The organism is Bacillus sp. EKM501B (genome assembly GCF_011800505.1).
Lineage (GTDB): Bacteria > Bacillota > Bacilli > Bacillales > Bacillaceae_G > Bacillus_A > Bacillus_A cereus.
The window spans coordinates 39099-57396 of record NZ_JAALFZ010000014.1; the positions used below are offsets into that span (position 1 = coordinate 39099).

Below are 18298 nucleotides of genomic sequence, written 5' to 3' on the forward strand. Positions count from 1 at the left end.
GATTTGAAGTTAGGGGTGGCTAGGATGGTTGCAGAAAAGGAACGAGTGTTAATGGATTTAAAAGATGTATTTGAATATGCGTTTGACGAAATTTTTGTTACAGATGAGCAAGGGATCGTTGTGCGTGTAAATAGTACATGTGAAAGGCACTACCAACTAGCTGCCGAAGAGTTAGTTGGTAAGCATGTAAAAGAACTACAAAAGGATGGAATCTTTTATCCATCAGCGACATTAGAAGTGATTGAAAAAAAGAGGCCAATTGAACTCGTTCAAACTACAAAATCAGGAGAGTATTTACACGTTCGTACAAGGCCTGTTTTTGATGATGAGGGAAATTTAAGAAGAGTGATTAGTTATTCTCGGGACCTTACTGAACTCTATCAATTACGTCAAAAGGTAGAGGAAATGGATAATCAGCTAAAAACATATAAAAAAGAATTAAGAGAAACATATGAGCATGAAGGACTGATTTTTAAAAGTCTAGCTATGCAAAAAATAGTCGATACAATCAAAAAAGTATCTGTAGTGGATAGTACTGTTCTCGTTTTAGGCGAGACTGGAGTAGGAAAAAGTCGATTGGTACGCCATTTACATGAAGTGAGTCACCGTAAGCATGAAAGTTTCTATGAAATTAATTGTGCAGCATTGCCAACTAATTTAATTGAATCAGAGCTTTTTGGATATTCAGGTGGATCTTTTACAGGTGCGAATCGTGAAGGGAAAAAAGGACTATTAGAATCCGCGCATAAAGGAACTCTTTTTTTAGATGAAATCGGTGAAATGCCGATTGAAATTCAAGCAAAGCTTTTGCAAGTATTGCAAGAAAAAACATTTCGTCCTATAGGGGGAAGAGAATTAAAAAAAGTGGATGTTCGAATTGTGGCGGCAACAAATAGAGATTTAAGTATGATGGTGAAACAAGGAACATTTCGGAAAGATTTATACTATCGTTTGAATGTCATTCCAATTGCAATTCCCCCGCTTAGGGAAAGAACAGAAGATATTTTACCGCTTATTTATCATTACTTGCAGCACTTTAATAAAAAATACGGACGTGATGTGAAACTAGCGCCGAGTACGTTACAAATGTTTGTTGGATATCCGTGGGAAGGAAACAATAGAGAAATAGAGAATGTAATTGAGAGAATTGTTATTACTGTCGATGATGTTGTAACGGTAGAGGATTTGCCACTCTCTATGCAAGAGGTTGCAGTTGAACAATCGGGGCAAAGCCTTTATAAAATGCTGGAAGAGGTAGAGAGAAATATTATTCTTAAAGCGTATAAAACGTATGGATCAAGTTATAAAGTAGCTGAGTTTTTGCAAATTAGTCAATCTGCTGCTACTAGGAAAATTAAGAAGTTCATAGAGGAGGAAGAAAACATTGGATAAAAAGGCGACTTTCGTAAGTATAGATAAAAAGGCGATGTATATAAATGGTGAGTGGATTACACTACAAGAACAAATTGAAGTAAATAATCCTGCGACGAAGGAAATATTTGCAACTGTACCAAAAGGCGGAGTAACAGAGGCAAAGCAAGCTGTTGATGCTGCACATGAAGCTTTTAAAACGTGGTCTAAGTTAACGGCAGCAGATCGTGCAACGAAGTTAAAAAAGTGGTTCATGCTTATTGATAAAAATAAAGAAGAGATCGCAGCGCTTATGACGAAGGAACAAGGAAAGCCGTTTGCAGAAGCGCTTGGTGAAGTAAATTATGCAAATAGTTTTGTTGAATGGTATGCAGAAGAAGGGAAACGTGTATATGGTGAAATGATTCCTGCTTCTCATCCGAATAAGCGCATTTTAGTTATGAAGCAACCAGTTGGCGTTATGGCAGCTATTACACCTTGGAACTTCCCAGCTGCTATGATTACGAGAAAGGTAGCCCCAGCGCTTGCAGCAGGCTGTACAGCCGTTGTGAAACCGGCAAGTCAAACGCCGCTAACTGCATTGAAATTAGCGGAATTAGCCCATGAAGCAGATATTCCAAAGGGCGTAATCAATATCGTAACAGGTAGTGCAAAAGCAATTGCTGATACATGGATGGAAGATAGTCGCGTTCGAAAAGTATCCTTTACAGGGTCAACGGAAATCGGGAAAGAGTTAATGGCTAGTGCTGCACAAACGATGAAAAAAGTTTCGCTTGAGTTAGGTGGCCACGCTCCGTTTATCGTAATGAATGATGCGGATTTAGATAAAGCAGTAGAAGCGGTGATTGGCTCGAAATTCCGTAACGCAGGACAAACGTGTATATGTACAAACCGAGTATTCGTTCAAGAAGAAGTATACGAAGTATTTGTAGAGAAGTTCCAAAAGGCAGTAGGGCAGTTGAAAGTAGGAGACGGTTTCGGTGACGGAACGACTGTCGGACCACTTATTGATGAGAATGCAGTTTCAAAAGTACAAGAACATATTGAAGATGCTATTCAAAAAGGTGGAACAGTTTTATATGGTGGTCAAAAGGTCGCAGAGTTAGAGGGACATTTCATTCAACCGACTGTAATTGGATTGGCAAATGATACGATGCTTTGTATGAATGAAGAAACATTTGGGCCAGTGGCACCAGTTGCGAAATTTAAAACAGTTGATGAAGTAATCGAACGTGCAAATAATACACCATACGGTTTAGCTGCGTATATTTTCACGAAAGACATTAGCCAAGCATTCCAAATTAGTGAAGCGTTAGAGTACGGTATTATCGGTCTAAACGACGGTCTTCCATCAGTTGCACAAGCACCATTCGGTGGCTTTAAAGAAAGTGGTATCGGTCGTGAAGGAGGCCATTTCGGCATCGAGGAATATTTAGAAATTAAATATATTTCATTGGGACTATAAGTAGTATACTAGAATCTCTATAAGGTAACAGAGAAGGAGATTCTAGTATGGTATATTGGCTATTATTACTTGTTACAATTATTTTTGAAGTAGCTGGAACAATTGCGATGAAACTATCAAATGGTTTAACAAAGCTCGTTCCAAGTGTACTGATTTTCGTGTTTTATGGAATTTGTTTCAGCGTGTTCGCCATCGTCGTTAAAAAGATTCATTTAAGTATTGCTTATGCTATTTGGTCTGGCGTTGGAACATTACTTATTACAATCATTAGTGTGTACTTTTTTAAAGAGCATATTAGTTTATTTCAAGCATTTTGTATTCTTTTTATTGTTTTGGGTGTCATTGGGCTTAAGGTTTCATCGGCATCATGAAAGCTATCTTTTGTAGAAGATAGCTTTTTTCTATTTGTGCAGTTAGCAATTAATACGACAAAATATGACAAGAAAGCGTAAAGCATTTTGTTATGATACATATGAAATATTGTCTTATGTGGGGGAAAGAGTATGTTAAAAAAGGTGAGTCAAATTGTTTTAATTTTTGGCATAGCTTTTAGTTTAAGTGCTTGCACTGAGACTAAAGATAGTAATGAAAGTAAACAAGAAGATGTTCAAGATAAAGTGTATAAAATAGGGGAGACAGTAGACGTAGATGGTTTGCAAGTAACTATCGATTCAGTTAAATTAGGATATCCGGATTATGATGAGGATAAAAAGAAAGAGGAGATTTTGGGGATTATTTTCAAAGTAGAAAATAATAGTAAAAAGGAAATACCTTTTGCATTTTATGAATTTGAGATTACCGATAAGAAAGGTACAAGATTTAAAGAATATAATAACCCTGATAGCTTTATTAGTAAAAAGTTAGCACCAGAAGAAAAAATTCAAGATATCATGCTATTTGACGTAGCGAAAGAAAATACGTATATCGCTACGTATAGACCAGAGTTTACGCGTGAAAATAGAACAATAAAATTTGAATTGAAACCAAATAAATAAAGAAACACATTGGATTATCCAATGTGTTTCTTTATGGTAATAAATTTAAAACGCCCAGTTACCTTTACGGAAGATAGGTTCATGTCTGCCATCAGCAGTAATACCGTCAATATCAAGCTCAGCTGATCCAATCATGAAGTCGTTGTGTGTAATACTAGCGTTTGCGCCGTTTTCAGCAAGTTCTTCTTTAGACATTGTTTTTCCGCCAACTAAGTTAAATGCGTAAGCATTTCCAATCGCAAGGTGGCAAGATGCATTTTCGTCAAATAGTGTATTGTAGAATAAAACATTTGTGTTTGAAATTGGTGAGTCATGAGGTACTAAAGCTACTTCCCCTAAGAAGTGAGAACCTTCATCTGTTTCTACTAAATGTTTTAAAGCTTCTTCACCAGCTTCAGCTTTATAGTCTACGATACGTCCGTTTTCAAATGTTAACGTGAAATTATCGATAATATTACCTGCAAATACTAACGGTTTTGTACTAGAAACTTGGCCGTTTACACCTGTTTTAAGTGGCATTGTAAATACTTCTTCAGTTGGAATATTAGCCATAAATGGTACGTTCTTTTCATTTAAGCTACCAGCACCAGCCCATACATGTTTTTCTGGAAGTTCGATTGTTAAATCTGTTCCAGGACCTGTATAGTGAAGAGCTTTATAATGCTTTTCGTTTAAGTAATCCACTTTTGTATGTAATGTTTCATCATGTTCTTTCCATGCTTCTACAGGATTTTCTAAATCAGCACGAGTAGCTTTGAAAATAGCATCCCATAACTTTGCTTCTTGTTCTTCTGGCGCTACGTCAGGGAATACTTTCGCAGCCCATTCTTTCGTAGGAACAGAAATGACACACCAGCTTACTTTATCTGCTTGTACGTAATCACGGTATACTTTCATTGCTTCTCCAGCTACTTTATGAGCTGTTGCGATACGCGATGGTTCTACACCTTTTAATAAATCAGGGTTTTCTGCATAGATAGACATAAATGCAGCGCCTTCTTTTGCTAATTCTTCACGAGCATGTGCTTTCCAAGATGGAAATTCAGCGAAAGCTTCTTCAGGAGCTAGATCGAATTTTAAGCGTGTTAACGTCTCATCATTCCAATCTACATATACGTGTTTTGCACCAGATTTATATGCTTTTTCTGTAACGAGGCGTACAAATTGTACAGCTTCAAGAGGTGCACTAATTGATAAAGTTTGTCCAGGTTGAATATTAACACCAACATTAACTGCAAGAGCAGCATATTTCTCTAACGTTTGTTCAAATGACATATGTATAATCTCCTTTAATTTGAAAGATTTCTTACTATATATAATACAAGAAAATTCTAAAAATATATATAAATATAAAGTAAAAAGAGAGCTCAAAATGTATTGAGCCCTTATATTTACTTAATTGAAGAAGCAAACTGCTCTACAGTCGTTGTATGGTGTATACGAACGCGCTTCATCTTTAACAATTCATCAGGTTCACCCTTCGTAATGAATTGCCCAGGCTTTGTCGTCGTCGCAAATTGATAATACTTCTTCGTTTCTGCAACAACCTTATCATCTACATGACCGAATGGATAAGCAATCGCGATAACAGGCTTACCTGTTATTTTTTCTAGCTTTTCTTTTGAACCTTTTAACTCTTCCTCATAGTTTGTAATTTTCGGTAAGTCTGCATGTGTTGCAGTATGAGATTGCACCGAGAAAATGCCGGAATCAACCATTTCTTTTATTTCAGAAGTAGACAATGCTCCTTCTATATCAACGTTATCAACAATCATATATTCTGTTGCTGCCGGTTTAAAAGTATCATCTTTTAGCTTTTGTAAAATGCGAAATGCATTCATATTATTTTTCATACCGTCATCAAATGTAACGAAAATCGGTTTATTTACTTTATTTATATCGCCCCAGCGTTCAAACGTTAAAAGCGTATAACCATTGTCCTTTAAATGTTTCATTTGTGCTTCAAAGTTAGCTGGTGATACGAATAAGTCTTTAATGCCTTGACCATGATAATCATCAATTGCGTGATACATAAGAACAGGAACCTTTTGTTCGAAAGTAATAGTAGATTTCGTAAGCGGGATTGTTTTCCCATCTTCTTTCATTCCTGTTGCTTCAATTTGGAACTCACCGCGTTTTCCTTCAAATTCCTTTATATCAAAAGGAAGTGTGAATTGTTTCTCTTTTTCTTTAGAAGAAAAAGATTTAGCACTTTCCTTGCCATCAGCTGTGCGCCAAATTTTATATTGTACTTCATTTAAAGAATCTTTTATGTCTGTAATATGAATACTTGTGTTTGTAGATTCGTGTGTAACTGAATTATATGAGATTTTACCTTGTTCTTGCACAGTCTCTTCTTGTTTCTTAATCCCTTGAACCTTTTTCTCTTTTTTAGGTTCTGGACTTACATTGTTAGTATTACAGCCTGCTAGAATGGCAGACGTACATAAAGCAATTGCTGCATATTTTCTCATGAAAATCACCTTCTATTGTGTAGTATGTTGCATATTGACATTAAAATCCCCACCGCTATAAGAGTGGTGGGGATATACCCTTGTTCATCATATCATTTGAAGAAAATGAGGGGAATATGATTTTTAGGAGGTTATTAATGTAATAGTTTAGTGACTTTGAATAGATGTATTTTTTTGTTTCTTATTAGAATTAATAATAATATAACCGACTACAAAGATAAGAGGAATAATGAAGACATAGATAGGCATTCCCCATACATAATAGCTTTTCAGCGTTAAGACTAGTAAATGTAAGAAATCGAAAATTGCGTGAGCTTTCATAATATCCTCCAATGGTTTTTTGAAAATTATAACATTTTAAACTTGTTATTTGTATAATTTGGAAAGTTATTTAAGCTAATTTTAAAGTAAGAAGAATACATATTAATATGCAATTTTGCATAAGGGTATGTATTTTATTAAAATATAAAGATTTTATACTATAATGAAAGCCGCTATAAAACTAAGTAAGAATAATGTATGGAGTGGAGAATAGAAATGAAATATAAAAAAATAATATATATCTTTTTCATATCGCTATTTATAGTTGGTTGTCAAAGTGAAGTGAGTAAAGCGAATAGCGTGGAAGAGTATATTCCATCGCATCTTATGAATGCGGAAGTAACGGCGGATATTATGACACTTGAATTTCCTTATGAGATAAAAGAGAAATTAGAGAAAATCGGAAATAAAATGAGCGATAGTATTACAAATAATTTAGATTGGTATTTGAAGTATGCCGAGGAAGAAATTATACCGAAAAAAACGTTTCCTTATCATCAAAACTTAGGTATTACAAAAGAAGAATATGATTTTATGATAGATAAAATGGATAATGCAGAATATATAAATACCAAAGACGGAAAACTCTTTTTTAAAAAGAAAGATCATGAAATTCAAATTCTCTCTGATGAAAATTTGAATCTAATTAAAAATATTCGAATTGATACAGAGAAGAATACAATTAAAACTCCTTTGGGAGAATGCGAATATGAAGGTGAGATCAAGGCGTCGGATGAACAAAAAGCTACTGGTCCATGGAGTGGGAAGATGTGGACTTTAAAAAGCAATGGATTGCTTTATCATTTTTCATTAGGAAAGTTAAAAAACATAAACAAATCTATCATTTACATTTCAATAAAAGGTATATATAAAGATAGGATTATCAATACAGAAGAAGCAGTTGAATTTCACTCGGTTTCATAAAGAATCAAAAAAATCACCTTACTCGTTAAAGTAAGGTGATTTTTTATTAAATAAACAATCCAGCGATTGTCGCAGATAAAATAGAAGCAAGTGTTGATGCAAATAGCATTTTCCAACCAAATTTAGAAACAACGCTTCCTTGTTTTTCAGAAAGGGCACGGATTGTACCAACGATTGCACCAATTTGGCTAATACTTGCGAAGCTAATTAAGAATACTGTAACGATTCCAACTGTACGTGGAGCTAATGTTGTAGCTGTGTCTTTTAAATCAAGGATTGCTACAAACTCATTTAAAACAATCTTCGTACCCATAATACCACCAGCTGGGATAATATCTTGAGTTGGAATACCCATTAAGAATGCGAATGGAGAAAGTACGTAACCGAAGATTTGTTGTAAAGTAACAGCATGTCCCATTGCGCCTGAAGCTGCACTAATTACGTAGTTTACAACTTCCATCACACCGATAAAGGCGATCATTAATGCGGCAACGATACCAGCTACTTTTAAACCATCAAGCGCACCGTTAATCATTGCACCGATAAAGCTGTCCCCGAATAGCGTTCTATCAAATTTTTGAATCACTTCATCTTCTTTCTTCGTATCAACTGGTGTTAATAACGAACAAACGATTAAGCTTGAGAATAAATTTAGCGGAAGAGCTGCTAGTACGTATTTTGCATCTAACATCATTACGTATGATGCTGTAACAGAAGCAGAAACGGAGCTCATCGCAGAACAACAAATGATAAACATACGGTTTTTATTGAAATGCTGTAAATCGTTTTTAATAACGATTAACGCTTCACTTGAACCGAAGAATACAGAGTTTACTGCATGGAATGACTCAACGCGTGGTAAACCAGTAATTTTTGAAATTGCACCGCCGACAACGCGAACGATGAATGGTAAAACACCTAAATAACTAAAGATTGAAAGTAGTGCTGAGAAAAATACGATAATTAATAATACGTTTAAGAAAAAGACAAAATCTCTTTGAATTCCATTAAAGAGAAAATCGACACCTGTCGTACCAAGTTTAATTAGTTTGTTGAAAACCTTACTAATGAAAATAATGATTTGTTGACCAATCTTTGTAGCAAACATAAACCAACCGATTAAAATTTGGAAACCAATCATAATTGCAATTGCACGGAAGTTGATTTTACTTTTGTTGTTTGACAAAGCAAAACATAAACCTAACACGGCAATAATACCGATAATGCTCATTACATATTGCATGTAGTTGCCCCTTTCAGAAGTTCGTATAAAGTTTGTACATAAAACGCTCGTTATATTACTAAAAATAAAGGAATGAGGTTTTATGTCATACGTAAGATGTCCGACCTTTTAGAAAAATAAAAATAAAAAAAGACCCATATGGATTCACTTTCATCTATGAGAGAAAGCTAATCAATATGAGTCCTTTTTTGCGCATAGGCTAATATTCATTAGTTTTCCCCATAGTCCAGCAATTTAAGGTTGCCGGGTAGAAACTCTCGATCCATATCATCAAGTATATATGAGGTAACATCGTCCGTATTAAATTAGTAGTAGCGTAACATTAACAGAGAACTATCGTCAATAGCTTTTTTTCTTCCAATAGAAAAAGACCATATAAGTATGATAAAATGTAACGCAGTGTTATGAAAAAGAGAGGTCGGAAAATGAGTACTAAAATGACGCCACCAGTTGAGAAAAACGAGTTTATAGATGTAGTATTTGAAGATTTAACACATGATGGTGCCGGTGTTGCGAAAGTAAAGGGCTATCCTATTTTCGTTAAAAACGGATTACCAGGTGAAGAAGCGCAAATTAAAATTATTAAAGTGAAGAAAAACTTCGCATTTGGTCGTTTAATGAAGCTTCATACAGAAAGTCCATATCGTAAAGATGCTGAATGTCCAGTATATAATCAGTGCGGCGGTTGTCAGCTTCAACACTTAACTTATGAAGGACAATTACAGGCGAAAGAAAAACAAGTACGTGACGTTATGCAACGTATCGGAGGACTAGGTGATGTTCCTGTTCATCCTGTACTTGGCATGAAAAATCCGTGGGTATATCGCAATAAAGCACAAGTACCAATCGGAGAACGTGAAGGCGGACTTGTAGCTGGTTTCTATCGCCAAGGAACACATGACATCATTAATATGGAATCATGCTTAATTCAGGCAGAAGAAAACGATACATTAATTCAAGAAGTAAAACGTATTTGTGAAAAGCACGGTATCACTGCGTACAACGAAGAGCGTAACAAAGGAACACTTCGTCACGTAATGGCTCGTTACGGACAAGTAACAGGGGAAATTATGCTTGTCTTCATTACACGTACAGCAGAATTGCCGAACAAAAACGCAATCATTGAAGAAATTGCAGCGAAATTCCCAGAAGTAAAATCCATTGTTCAAAACGTAAATACGAAGCGTACGAATGTAATCTTCGGAGATAAAACGACAGTACTGTACGGATCAGAATATATTTATGACTTTATCGGTGACATTAAATTTGCGATTTCAGCACGTTCATTCTATCAAGTAAACCCAGAACAAACGAAAGTGCTATACGATAAAACGTTAGAATACGCAAAATTAAACGGTAACGAAACAGTAATTGATGCCTATTGCGGAATCGGATCAATCTCGTTATTCCTAGCGCAAAAAGCGAAAAAAGTGTACGGCGTTGAAATCGTCCCAGAAGCAATTGAAGACGCAAACCGAAATGCAGCACTAAACAACATGACAAACGCTGAATTTGGCGTAGGAGAGGCAGAAGTAGTCATTCCAAAATGGTACAAAGAAGGCGTAATTGCTGACACAATGGTCGTAGACCCACCGCGTAAAGGCTGTGACGAAGCATTACTAAACACAATCATCGACATGAAGCCAAACCGTGTCGTATACGTATCATGTAACCCAGCAACATTAGCACGTGATTTAAAAGTACTAGAAGAAGGCGGATATAAAACACAGGAAGTACAACCTGTTGATATGTTCCCGCATACGACTCATGTGGAGTGTGTGGCTTGGCTTAAGTTAGTATAATAGGAAAGCAGTTGATATAGAAAAAATCTATACCACCTGCTTTTTGGTTTACAAAAATACCATTCATAAGCGATTTTAGTTAAAATAAATATTGCTGATTTTCACAAATTATAAATTGAGATTTTGAAATTGTATTCATAGTGAGAGGATTTGAATTTGAAATGATAGATAATTTTTGGCGTGAATTACCACGACCATTTTTCGTACTTGCACCAATGGAAGATGTGACAGACGTTGTTTTCCGTCACGTAGTAAGTGAAGCAGGTCGTCCGGACGTATTCTTCACAGAGTTTACAAACTCGGATAGCTATTGTCATCCAGAAGGTATGAAAAGTGTACGTGGCCGTTTAATTTTTACAGAAGACGAACAGCCGATGGTGGCACATATTTGGGGAGACAATCCCGAATACTTCCGTCAAATGAGTATCGGTATGGCAGAACTAGGATTTAAAGGCATCGATATTAATATGGGTTGCCCAGTACCGAACGTTGCATCAAGAGGAAAAGGTAGTGGCCTTATTCTACGTCCAGACGTTGCAGCAGAACTTATCCAAGCAGCAAAAGCGGGTGGACTACCTGTCAGCGTAAAAACAAGACTTGGCTTTAAAGAGTTAAGCGAGTGGGAAGATTGGTTAACGCACATTTTCAAACAAGATATTGCAAACCTTTCTATTCACTTACGTACAAGAGAGGAAATGAGCCAAGTAGATGCGCACTGGGAACTAATTCCGGAAATTAAAAAATTACGTGACCGCATTGCACCCAATACGTTAATAACAATCAATGGAGACATCCTTGATCGTAAAATGGGACTGGAACTTGCTGAAAAATACGGCATTGATGGCGTAATGATCGGACGAGGCATCTTCAAAAATCCATTTGCTTTTGAAAAAGAGCCAAGAGAGCATAGCAGTAAAGAACATCTAGATCTTTTAAGACTACAACTTGATTTACAAGATCAATATGCAGAAGTACTGCCACGCTCAATCACAGGGCTTCACCGCTTCTTCAAAATTTATGTAAAAGGCTTCCCTGGAGCTGCTGAATTGAGAAATCAATTGATGAGCACGAAGTCGACGGATGAGGTGCGTGCTTTGTTGGATAAGTTTGAGGATAGTGTTGGTGAGGCTCAGGATAGTGAGATGGTTTAACTTTTAAGCAGTTAAATCATTTCATATGTAGTGCATGACATGAGTGAGTTGAAAATAAGTGCAGAGCTGGAAAAGAACAGTGTATTTGAGAAATCAAAGCACTGTTTTTTTCTTTTAGTTAATGTTAAGAGAGAAATCTTTTTATAGGCATATAAAAAACATGTAAGAGCTCTGTAGATACAATGATAGAGAAAAGTTCGGGTAAGACTATAAAACATATCTTTAAAATGTTAAAGTATTAATTTAGCGGACAATAACTAAAAGGTTAGATTAAACATGATAATTTAAAGCAGGTTATAGCATAAACTTTAACCGCTGAATAAATAATCAACATTTCAGGAGGAAACCCAATGGCAATGAGCAACAACGATATATTAAAAAGAGTACGATACGCTTTAGACATAAGAGATATAGATATGGTAGAAATCTTTAAACTTGGCGGGATGGAAGTAACGAAAGAAGACGTAGTTGATATGCTTACAAAAATAAAGAGGGCTCCTCAGCATGAAGCTGAAAATGATGAGGTAGCTGAAGATGAGTACGTAAAAACATGCGATATGATGATGTTAGAGGCATTTTTCAATGGATTTATTACTTTAAAAAGAGGAAAGCAAGATCCGAAACCAGGACAACCAGCACCTGTACAGAGCAAGGAGAGTGCCAATAACCTTCTTCTAAAGAAAATGAAAATCGCACTATCTTTAACGAGTGAGGATGTACTTGATATATTAGATAGCGTGGGCGTTACGGTAACAAAAGGAGAGTTAGGCGCTCTGTTAAGAAAAAAAGGCCATAAAAATTACAAAGAGTGCGGCGATAGATACGCAAGGAATTTCATTAAAGGATTAGCTGTAAAGTATAGAGGATAATGAGTTCGTTAAAGCAGTCAATGATATAATAGGTAGAGTAGGACGTTTGTATCCTACTCTTTTTTATTTGTAAAAATACTATGCTAGGTGATGAAATGATACATACATATTTAGGTGAGACAATTAATTTTCATATAACTTATAAGAAGAAAAAGTCCGTGCGTCTTTTTGTAGATTCATACGGAAATGTGGAAGTACAGGCTCCGAAAGGGACACCTGTTGAATACTTAGTCCAGTTGCTAGAGGAAAAGTGGGATTGGATTCAGACAACTCGTAAGGAAATGGCGGAGCGAGCGCGTGGACCACAGGAAAAGGATTACGATCAAGGAGAAGGCTTTTTGTATTTAGGGAATACGTATCCGATACAGATTTCCCAAGATGTAAGCATTGAGCAAGACAATGCGATTTTTGAAGGGGATAAGTTACATATTTATGTAAAAGAGCTAAAGGATGAGAAAATACAGCAAGCTTTAAAACGATTTTATTATAAGCAGTGTAAAGCTTTAGTAGAGAAAAGCATTAAAGCGCATCAAAGTAATTTCAAAACAAAACCACGTTCTATTCGTATTAAAGATAGTAGTCGTACTTGGGGTACTTGCGATTCGAATTTACAACTAACATTCAATTGGAAGCTAGCAATGGCACCACAGCGAGTAATTGACTATGTAGTCGTTCATGAAATGTGTCATATGGTTCATTTAAATCATGATCGATCGTTTTGGCGTCTTGTCGGGAAGATAATGCCTGACTATAAGGAAATGGAGAACTGGTTAGCTTTATCTAGTTGGAAGATGACGGTTTAATGTTGCGCTTTGTATAGGTTGCAATTATTGTCAATCTTTGTCGGTAAGTCGATATATTTCGAAAATCGCTGATATATTTGAAGTTGCGCCGATATATTTCGAAAATCGCTGATATATTCGGAGTTGCGCCGATATATTTCGAAAACCGCTGATATATTTGGAGTTGCAATCGATATGTTCAATGAAGAGAAAGTAAAAGGAGAGGTCACAGCAGACATCTCCTCTTTTCGAGTATATAGATTATCGTCCAAACTTCACAACAAAATCCCCATCCACTTTCGCCATCTCATACCCACGATACCCCTCCAAAAGCAAAGCCTGCTGTCCACTAGCATCACTCATTAGAATACTTTGAACATCCGTCAAATCGCTTTCTTTATCTCCGCGCAATTTCTTCACAAAAACATACCGCAGACTACCACCATACTTCTCTTTCAGCGCAGCAATCTCCATCCCTTGCGCAAATTTATCCTTCAAACTTGGAATGTTAAAAGGAGCAACGGTGCAGCATACATAATCATATTTGCTGTCTTCTTTTTGCAATTCTTCCATAATGACTTTTGCTAATATTTTTTGCATACCATTTCCTCGGCAGTTCGGATGAACGTTTGAGATTTCTTGATAGATGACGCGGTGTAGTTCACTTTCTGGCAAACCAATATCAAGCCCTAAATGTTCATCGTCGATAGGAGGGACGAGTAGAGCGCGAAATGCGATGAGTTCGTTTTCGATAAAAGCACCGATCATCATGCCGTTTCCTTCTAGAATGTATTGAAATTCTTCTTGTGAGAGTGGTTGTAAACGACTTTTATCTTCTAGTGCTTCAACTACGATGTTTTGTAGTGATAAAATTTGTTCGATGTGCTCTAGTGATAGTAATGTAACGTGAAATGATTCGTTATTTTGTTTTAATGTTCCTTCGTATAGAACCGTCATATGATAGTCCTCCTTTAGCGTACAACGTCTTGAAAGACGGTTAGTTCTTGTAGTGTATCTTCGTTTATTTCAATGCCGAGTCCGGGCTTTTCGTTTAAGCGAATGAATGGTACATCGTAATGTAAGTTTCCAATGTCTTTCGTGAATTTTAATGGTCCTGTTAGCTCTACGCTCGTAATGATTTTCTTTGAGAAAGCGACATGGAATCCTGCGGAAGAGGCAACAGATGATTCGACCATTGATCCCACTTGGCATTCAATGCCGGCCATTTCAGCTTGATGAGCGAGCTTTACAGCTGGATGTATGCCACCGCATTTCATTAGTTTTATATTCACTTTATCAGCAGCTTCTAATTTAATAATTTGGCGCATTTCACGAGAACTTTTTAGTCCTTCATCAATCATAAGCGGGAGGTCTGTCTTAGAACGGATATGAGCCATGGCATCAATATCGTCCGCGATAACAGGTTGTTCAATCCAGTCAATGTTTAAATGTCCTAATGAACGCAGTGCTGTTAATGTGTTTGCGCTATTTTTCCAGCCTTGGTTTACATCAACGCGAATAGCGATGTCATTTCCTACACGTTCTCGTACAGCTTCAATACGTTTCACATCTTCTTTTACATTCGTACCAACTTTCATTTTGAAAGATTGGTAACCTTTTTGAATCATAGAAGCAGCTTCTTCAGCCATATCTTCAGGATCGGCAATACTTAAAACGTGAGTGACAGGGAATTCTTCATGATAGCGCCCGCCAATTAATTGATATACAGGTTGATTTAGTTTTTTGCCCATTATATCAAAACAAGCAATATCAATTGCAGCTTTCGCTGTTGGAACACCGTAAATTGTATTGTCCATCATGTCGTGTATTTTTTCGATATTCATTGGATTTTTCCCGATTAGAGCAGGGGTTAGCGTATGTTTTAAAGTATGGAAAGTACTTTCCCATGATTCACCTGTGACGTGATCATCAGCAACGCCTTCACCGTAACCGATAATACCTTCATCTGTTTCCATTTTGACGATAATAGAGGGCATATCAGAATAAGATCCATAACTAATAACAAACGGATTGCGAAGCGGTAAACGAATTGCGTAAAGATGAATAGCTATAATTTTCATTGAATAGAAACCCCTTCCTGTTTACAATAGTTTTGTACATTTGATATAGTTGACGTTAAATGGTCGTTAATTAATGATAAGGAGTTAGAGAAAATGATGATAAAAATTGCAGTTGTCGGTTCAAAGGAGTTTATGGAGAACCTTTTTCCTATTGCTCAAAAATTAGAAGGAATAGAAATTGATCCATATATTTACCTTCATCCGACGGAATCTTCTGAACTATTAAAGTGTCTAAAGCCTTGTGATGTCATCTTTTTCTCAGGTGCTTTACCTTATTATATGGCAAAAGAAATAAGAGAACAATTACGAATTCCAAGTACATACTTACAGCAAGACGAGACAACTGTCGCATCTTCAATTCTTTCTATCATGTATCATCAAAGTATTCAACCACATAACATTTCCATCGATTTAGTAGACTGCTCGTTTATTACAAATGTGTTCCATGATATTGGTATAAAAGAAAGCCCGCAAGTGTTGGATTATGAAAATATGCTGTGGAGTAAAGATGAAATAAATAGAGTTATCGATTTTCATGTAGCTAAATATCAATCTGGAGAGGCTCATTTAGCTTTAACTAGTATTCACGCTGTTTACGATGAGCTTCAAAAAATAGGTGTTCCTTCAGAGCGTATGATTGATCCAACACAGTCTATTATACATGGGCTAAAAGATGCAAAAATAAAAGCTGAGTTAGCAAAAAGCTATTCAGCTACTGTTGGTGCTTGTATTATTTCTTCCCTAGAATTACGAACGAGTTTGCTTGAAAAACTAGATGTCATTTCAAAAGAACTACGTGGTTCATTTAAACAAGTGGATGAAATGACATGTATTTTGTATACAACTCGTGGTGATATCGAATCGATTATTAAAACAAATGCGATAAATAACTTGTTTGCAAGCGTAGAAGGAACGATAGCTATTGGATTTGGTTATGGAAAAACCGTGAAAGAGGCGGAGCAAAATGCAAAAATTGCTCAAAGTTTTGCAAAGAATAATCCAATAGATCGTTGTTTTTATATACTAACAAGTGATAAAGATTTGTTTGGTCCGTTCCCGAAAGAACAGAGAGTACAAAGTTTGAAAAATGATAATCCGGAACTAATGAAAATAGCGAAGGAAACGAAGCTTAGTCCGGCCAACTTGTCAAAAATCATTCAATTTAGTCAATCGCATCCGTCATTGAAGTTTACAGCAGCTGACCTTTCTGAGTACTTACAAGTGACTCGAAGATCGACAGAAAGGTTGTTAAAGAAATTAGTTGATTACGGGTATGCTCATATTTGTGGCGAGGAAATGCCCTATCAACAAGGGCGACCTCGCGCACTATATGAACTGAATTTACCGCTATTTTTAAGCTTCTAGTTGAGCTTTTTGTTTCTTTAGTAATTCTGCTTTTTCAATGTCTGATAGTTTTACAATTGTGAAGCCTGTTATGCCATAAATGATTGAGATAATAGGTACGATGAAATTCAAAATAGCATAAGGGGCATATTCAAATGCACCTACGCCAAGTGTAGCGAGAATAAATACACCGCACGTATTCCAAGGAACGAAGACAGAAGTTAATGTTCCGCCATCTTCTAATGCTCTGGATAAGTTTTTTGAATGTAGTCCTTTTTCTGTGTATGCATTTGCGTACATTCTTGAAGGGACAACAATTGAAATATATTGTTCAGAGCAAGTAAGGTTTGTTGCAAAACAAGATGCGATAGTAGAAGCGATAAGCCCTTTTGTTGATTTCGCTAACTTTAAAATTTGATTTACAATTGAGCGAAGAATACCTGTATGTTCTAATACTCCTCCGAAAGTCATAGCGACAATTGTCATAGAGACTGTATTCATCATCGAATCTAAGCCACCGCGGTTAAATAGTTCGTCTACTAGCTTGTTTCCAGTGTCTATAACAAATCCAGCTTGGAGTGCACCGACAGATGCTGAGACAGAGCCACCTTGAATAAAGACTTGTGATAAGAATCCTAAAATAATACCGACGAGAATCGCTGGTATGGCAGGGACCTTTTTAGCGACCAATACCATAACGACTACGGGTATAATGAGTAGGAAAGGTGAGATAACAAAGTTTTGTTGCAATACTTGTAACGTTTGATCGATGCTTTTCGCATCAATATTGTTAGCGCCGAAGCTTCTTCCTAAGACTGCGTAGACGATAAGAGTAATAATTAAACCTGGAACTGTAGTAAATAACATGTGACGAATGTGTGCGAATAAATCTGTATTTGTTAATCCTGCGGCTAAGTTAGTTGTATCTGAAAGCGGTGACATTTTATCGCCAAAATAAGAGCCTGAAATAATGGCACCAGCAACCATTGGAGCTGGGATTCCCATACTTAGGCCAATTCCCATTCCAGCAACACCAATTGTCCCCATTGTAGACCAAGAGCTACCAATTGCTAATGCAACGATAGAACAAATGACGGTAATGGAAACTAAAAATAGTGATGGAGTTAAAAGTTTTAAACCGTAATAAATCATCGTTGCGACGATTCCACCGCCAATCCAAGCACCAATTGTTAAGCCAACAAGAATAATAATGACGATAGCAGGTAATGCAAGACGAATCCCTTTATACATTGCTTCTTCAAGATCATTCCATTTGTAACCGTAACGCCAAGCGACAATAGAAGCAACGGTTGTACCGATAATAAGTGGAACGTGAGGGCTTTGTTTTAATACAACAATTGTAACCATCATAACTGCAACGGTAATGATAATAGGGATAATCGCTATTCCAAAAGGTATTTCTTTTTTCATAAAGTTCCTCCTTGTTACGTATGTTTGTTTGTATTTTTAGAATTG

At 36.4% G+C, this 18298-nt stretch carries 17 protein-coding genes and 1 riboswitch; of the genes, 10 read left to right on the top strand and 7 right to left on the bottom strand.

Annotation, left to right across the window (positions count from 1 at the left end; translation table 11 throughout):
- Positions 1 to 24 precede the first annotated feature (24 nt).
- From HFD78_RS21660 to HFD78_RS21675, 4 genes are all read left to right on the top strand, one after another.
- Positions 25 to 1392 carry a sigma-54 interaction domain-containing protein gene (locus HFD78_RS21660; RefSeq protein WP_000225133.1) on the top strand — a complete coding sequence of 456 codons (1368 nt, stop codon included), beginning with the start codon at positions 25 to 27 and terminating at the stop codon, positions 1390 to 1392.
- On the top strand, positions 1385 to 2836 hold the full coding sequence (gene gabD / locus HFD78_RS21665; protein WP_000358130.1) for an NADP-dependent succinate-semialdehyde dehydrogenase: 1452 nt from the start codon (positions 1385 to 1387) through the stop codon (positions 2834 to 2836). Before HFD78_RS21660 ends, gabD begins: the two co-directional genes overlap by 8 nt.
- Positions 2837 to 2883: 47 nt before the next feature.
- A complete protein-coding gene (locus HFD78_RS21670) occupies positions 2884 to 3207 on the top strand; it encodes a DMT family transporter (RefSeq protein ID WP_000263262.1) in 324 nt (107 codons plus the stop codon).
- Positions 3208 to 3339: 132 nt separating this feature from the next.
- Positions 3340 to 3831: a DUF4352 domain-containing protein gene (locus tag HFD78_RS21675; protein ID WP_000915105.1), complete on the top strand. Its 492-nt coding sequence runs from the start codon at positions 3340 to 3342 to the stop codon at positions 3829 to 3831.
- Positions 3832 to 3876: 45 nt separating this feature from the next.
- Here HFD78_RS21675 and HFD78_RS21680 read toward each other — a convergent pair whose 3' ends face one another.
- From HFD78_RS21680 to HFD78_RS21690, 3 genes are all read right to left on the bottom strand, one after another.
- Complete coding sequence (locus HFD78_RS21680; RefSeq protein WP_000007357.1) at positions 3877 to 5106, bottom strand: aminopeptidase; 1230 nt, start codon at positions 5104 to 5106, stop codon at positions 3877 to 3879.
- A gap of 116 nt (positions 5107 to 5222) precedes the next feature.
- Positions 5223 to 6305 (bottom strand): polysaccharide deacetylase family protein, encoded by a 1083-nt coding sequence (locus HFD78_RS21685; RefSeq protein WP_001233708.1) that lies wholly within the window; start codon positions 6303 to 6305, stop codon positions 5223 to 5225.
- Between the two features lie 147 nt (positions 6306 to 6452).
- Positions 6453 to 6626: a hypothetical protein gene (locus HFD78_RS21690; protein WP_000643592.1), complete on the bottom strand. Its 174-nt coding sequence runs from the start codon at positions 6624 to 6626 to the stop codon at positions 6453 to 6455.
- Between the two features lie 216 nt (positions 6627 to 6842).
- Between HFD78_RS21690 and HFD78_RS21695 the strand changes: the two genes are divergently transcribed.
- Positions 6843 to 7550, top strand: coding sequence for a hypothetical protein (locus HFD78_RS21695; RefSeq protein ID WP_000875595.1), 708 nt, complete (start codon positions 6843 to 6845; stop codon positions 7548 to 7550).
- Positions 7551 to 7596: 46 nt separating this feature from the next.
- Here the strand turns inward: HFD78_RS21695 and HFD78_RS21700 are convergent, their stop codons facing one another.
- A complete protein-coding gene (locus HFD78_RS21700) occupies positions 7597 to 8793 on the bottom strand; it encodes a NupC/NupG family nucleoside CNT transporter (protein WP_001200485.1) in 1197 nt (398 codons plus the stop codon).
- Positions 8794 to 8995: 202 nt separating this feature from the next.
- Positions 8996 to 9097, bottom strand: a riboswitch (purine riboswitch).
- A gap of 121 nt (positions 9098 to 9218) precedes the next feature.
- On the opposite strand from HFD78_RS21700, the gene rlmD reads away from it, so the two are divergent.
- The 4 genes from rlmD (at position 9219) to HFD78_RS21720 (ending at position 13418) form a co-directional block, all read left to right on the top strand.
- Entirely contained in the window at positions 9219 to 10595 is a 1377-nt protein-coding gene (gene rlmD / locus HFD78_RS21705) for a 23S rRNA (uracil(1939)-C(5))-methyltransferase RlmD (RefSeq protein WP_000105039.1), read from the top strand.
- Positions 10596 to 10756: 161 nt separating this feature from the next.
- Positions 10757 to 11746 (top strand): tRNA dihydrouridine synthase, encoded by a 990-nt coding sequence (locus HFD78_RS21710; RefSeq protein WP_000566705.1) that lies wholly within the window; start codon positions 10757 to 10759, stop codon positions 11744 to 11746.
- A 350-nt stretch (positions 11747 to 12096) separates the two neighbouring features.
- Entirely contained in the window at positions 12097 to 12615 is a 519-nt protein-coding gene (locus tag HFD78_RS21715; protein ID WP_001251727.1) for a YehS family protein, read from the top strand.
- Positions 12616 to 12710: 95 nt separating this feature from the next.
- Positions 12711 to 13418: a M48 family metallopeptidase gene (locus tag HFD78_RS21720; RefSeq protein WP_000582099.1), complete on the top strand. Its 708-nt coding sequence runs from the start codon at positions 12711 to 12713 to the stop codon at positions 13416 to 13418.
- A gap of 240 nt (positions 13419 to 13658) precedes the next feature.
- On the opposite strand, the gene HFD78_RS21725 is transcribed toward HFD78_RS21720, so the two are convergent.
- Together HFD78_RS21725 and HFD78_RS21730 are read right to left on the bottom strand one after the other, a co-directional pair.
- A complete protein-coding gene (locus HFD78_RS21725) occupies positions 13659 to 14354 on the bottom strand; it encodes a hypothetical protein (RefSeq protein WP_000217547.1) in 696 nt (231 codons plus the stop codon).
- Positions 14355 to 14368: 14 nt separating this feature from the next.
- The gene (locus HFD78_RS21730; RefSeq protein WP_000691017.1) at positions 14369 to 15478 is read right to left on the bottom strand and encodes a mandelate racemase/muconate lactonizing enzyme family protein; all 1110 of its coding nucleotides are present in this window, start codon (positions 15476 to 15478) and stop codon (positions 14369 to 14371) included.
- A gap of 93 nt (positions 15479 to 15571) precedes the next feature.
- On the opposite strand from HFD78_RS21730, the gene HFD78_RS21735 reads away from it, so the two are divergent.
- Entirely contained in the window at positions 15572 to 16843 is a 1272-nt protein-coding gene (locus tag HFD78_RS21735) for a hypothetical protein (RefSeq protein ID WP_000972817.1), read from the top strand.
- Here the strand turns inward: HFD78_RS21735 and nhaC are convergent.
- Complete coding sequence (nhaC, locus tag HFD78_RS21740) at positions 16832 to 18253, bottom strand: Na+/H+ antiporter NhaC (RefSeq protein WP_000711516.1); 1422 nt, start codon at positions 18251 to 18253, stop codon at positions 16832 to 16834. The genes HFD78_RS21735 and nhaC overlap by 12 nt on opposite strands.
- Between the last annotated feature and the right edge of the window lie 45 nt (positions 18254 to 18298).

Coding starts and splice junctions, on each gene's coding strand:
- HFD78_RS21660 (WP_000225133.1), top strand. CDS start 25: ATGGTTGCAGAAAAGGAACGAGTGTTAATGGATTTAAAAGATGTATTT.
- HFD78_RS21670 (WP_000263262.1), top strand. CDS start 2,884: ATGGTATATTGGCTATTATTACTTGTTACAATTATTTTTGAAGTAGCT.
- HFD78_RS21675 (WP_000915105.1), top strand. CDS start 3,340: ATGTTAAAAAAGGTGAGTCAAATTGTTTTAATTTTTGGCATAGCTTTT.
- HFD78_RS21680 (WP_000007357.1), bottom strand. CDS start 5,106: ATGTCATTTGAACAAACGTTAGAGAAATATGCTGCTCTTGCAGTTAAT.
- HFD78_RS21685 (WP_001233708.1), bottom strand. CDS start 6,305: ATGAGAAAATATGCAGCAATTGCTTTATGTACGTCTGCCATTCTAGCA.
- HFD78_RS21690 (WP_000643592.1), bottom strand. CDS start 6,626: ATGAAAGCTCACGCAATTTTCGATTTCTTACATTTACTAGTCTTAACG.
- HFD78_RS21695 (WP_000875595.1), top strand. CDS start 6,843: ATGAAATATAAAAAAATAATATATATCTTTTTCATATCGCTATTTATA.
- HFD78_RS21700 (WP_001200485.1), bottom strand. CDS start 8,793: ATGCAATATGTAATGAGCATTATCGGTATTATTGCCGTGTTAGGTTTA.
- rlmD (WP_000105039.1), top strand. CDS start 9,219: ATGAGTACTAAAATGACGCCACCAGTTGAGAAAAACGAGTTTATAGAT.
- HFD78_RS21710 (WP_000566705.1), top strand. CDS start 10,757: ATGATAGATAATTTTTGGCGTGAATTACCACGACCATTTTTCGTACTT.
- HFD78_RS21715 (WP_001251727.1), top strand. CDS start 12,097: ATGGCAATGAGCAACAACGATATATTAAAAAGAGTACGATACGCTTTA.
- HFD78_RS21720 (WP_000582099.1), top strand. CDS start 12,711: ATGATACATACATATTTAGGTGAGACAATTAATTTTCATATAACTTAT.
- HFD78_RS21725 (WP_000217547.1), bottom strand. CDS start 14,354: ATGACGGTTCTATACGAAGGAACATTAAAACAAAATAACGAATCATTT.
- HFD78_RS21730 (WP_000691017.1), bottom strand. CDS start 15,478: ATGAAAATTATAGCTATTCATCTTTACGCAATTCGTTTACCGCTTCGC.
- HFD78_RS21735 (WP_000972817.1), top strand. CDS start 15,572: ATGATGATAAAAATTGCAGTTGTCGGTTCAAAGGAGTTTATGGAGAAC.
- nhaC (WP_000711516.1), bottom strand. CDS start 18,253: ATGAAAAAAGAAATACCTTTTGGAATAGCGATTATCCCTATTATCATT.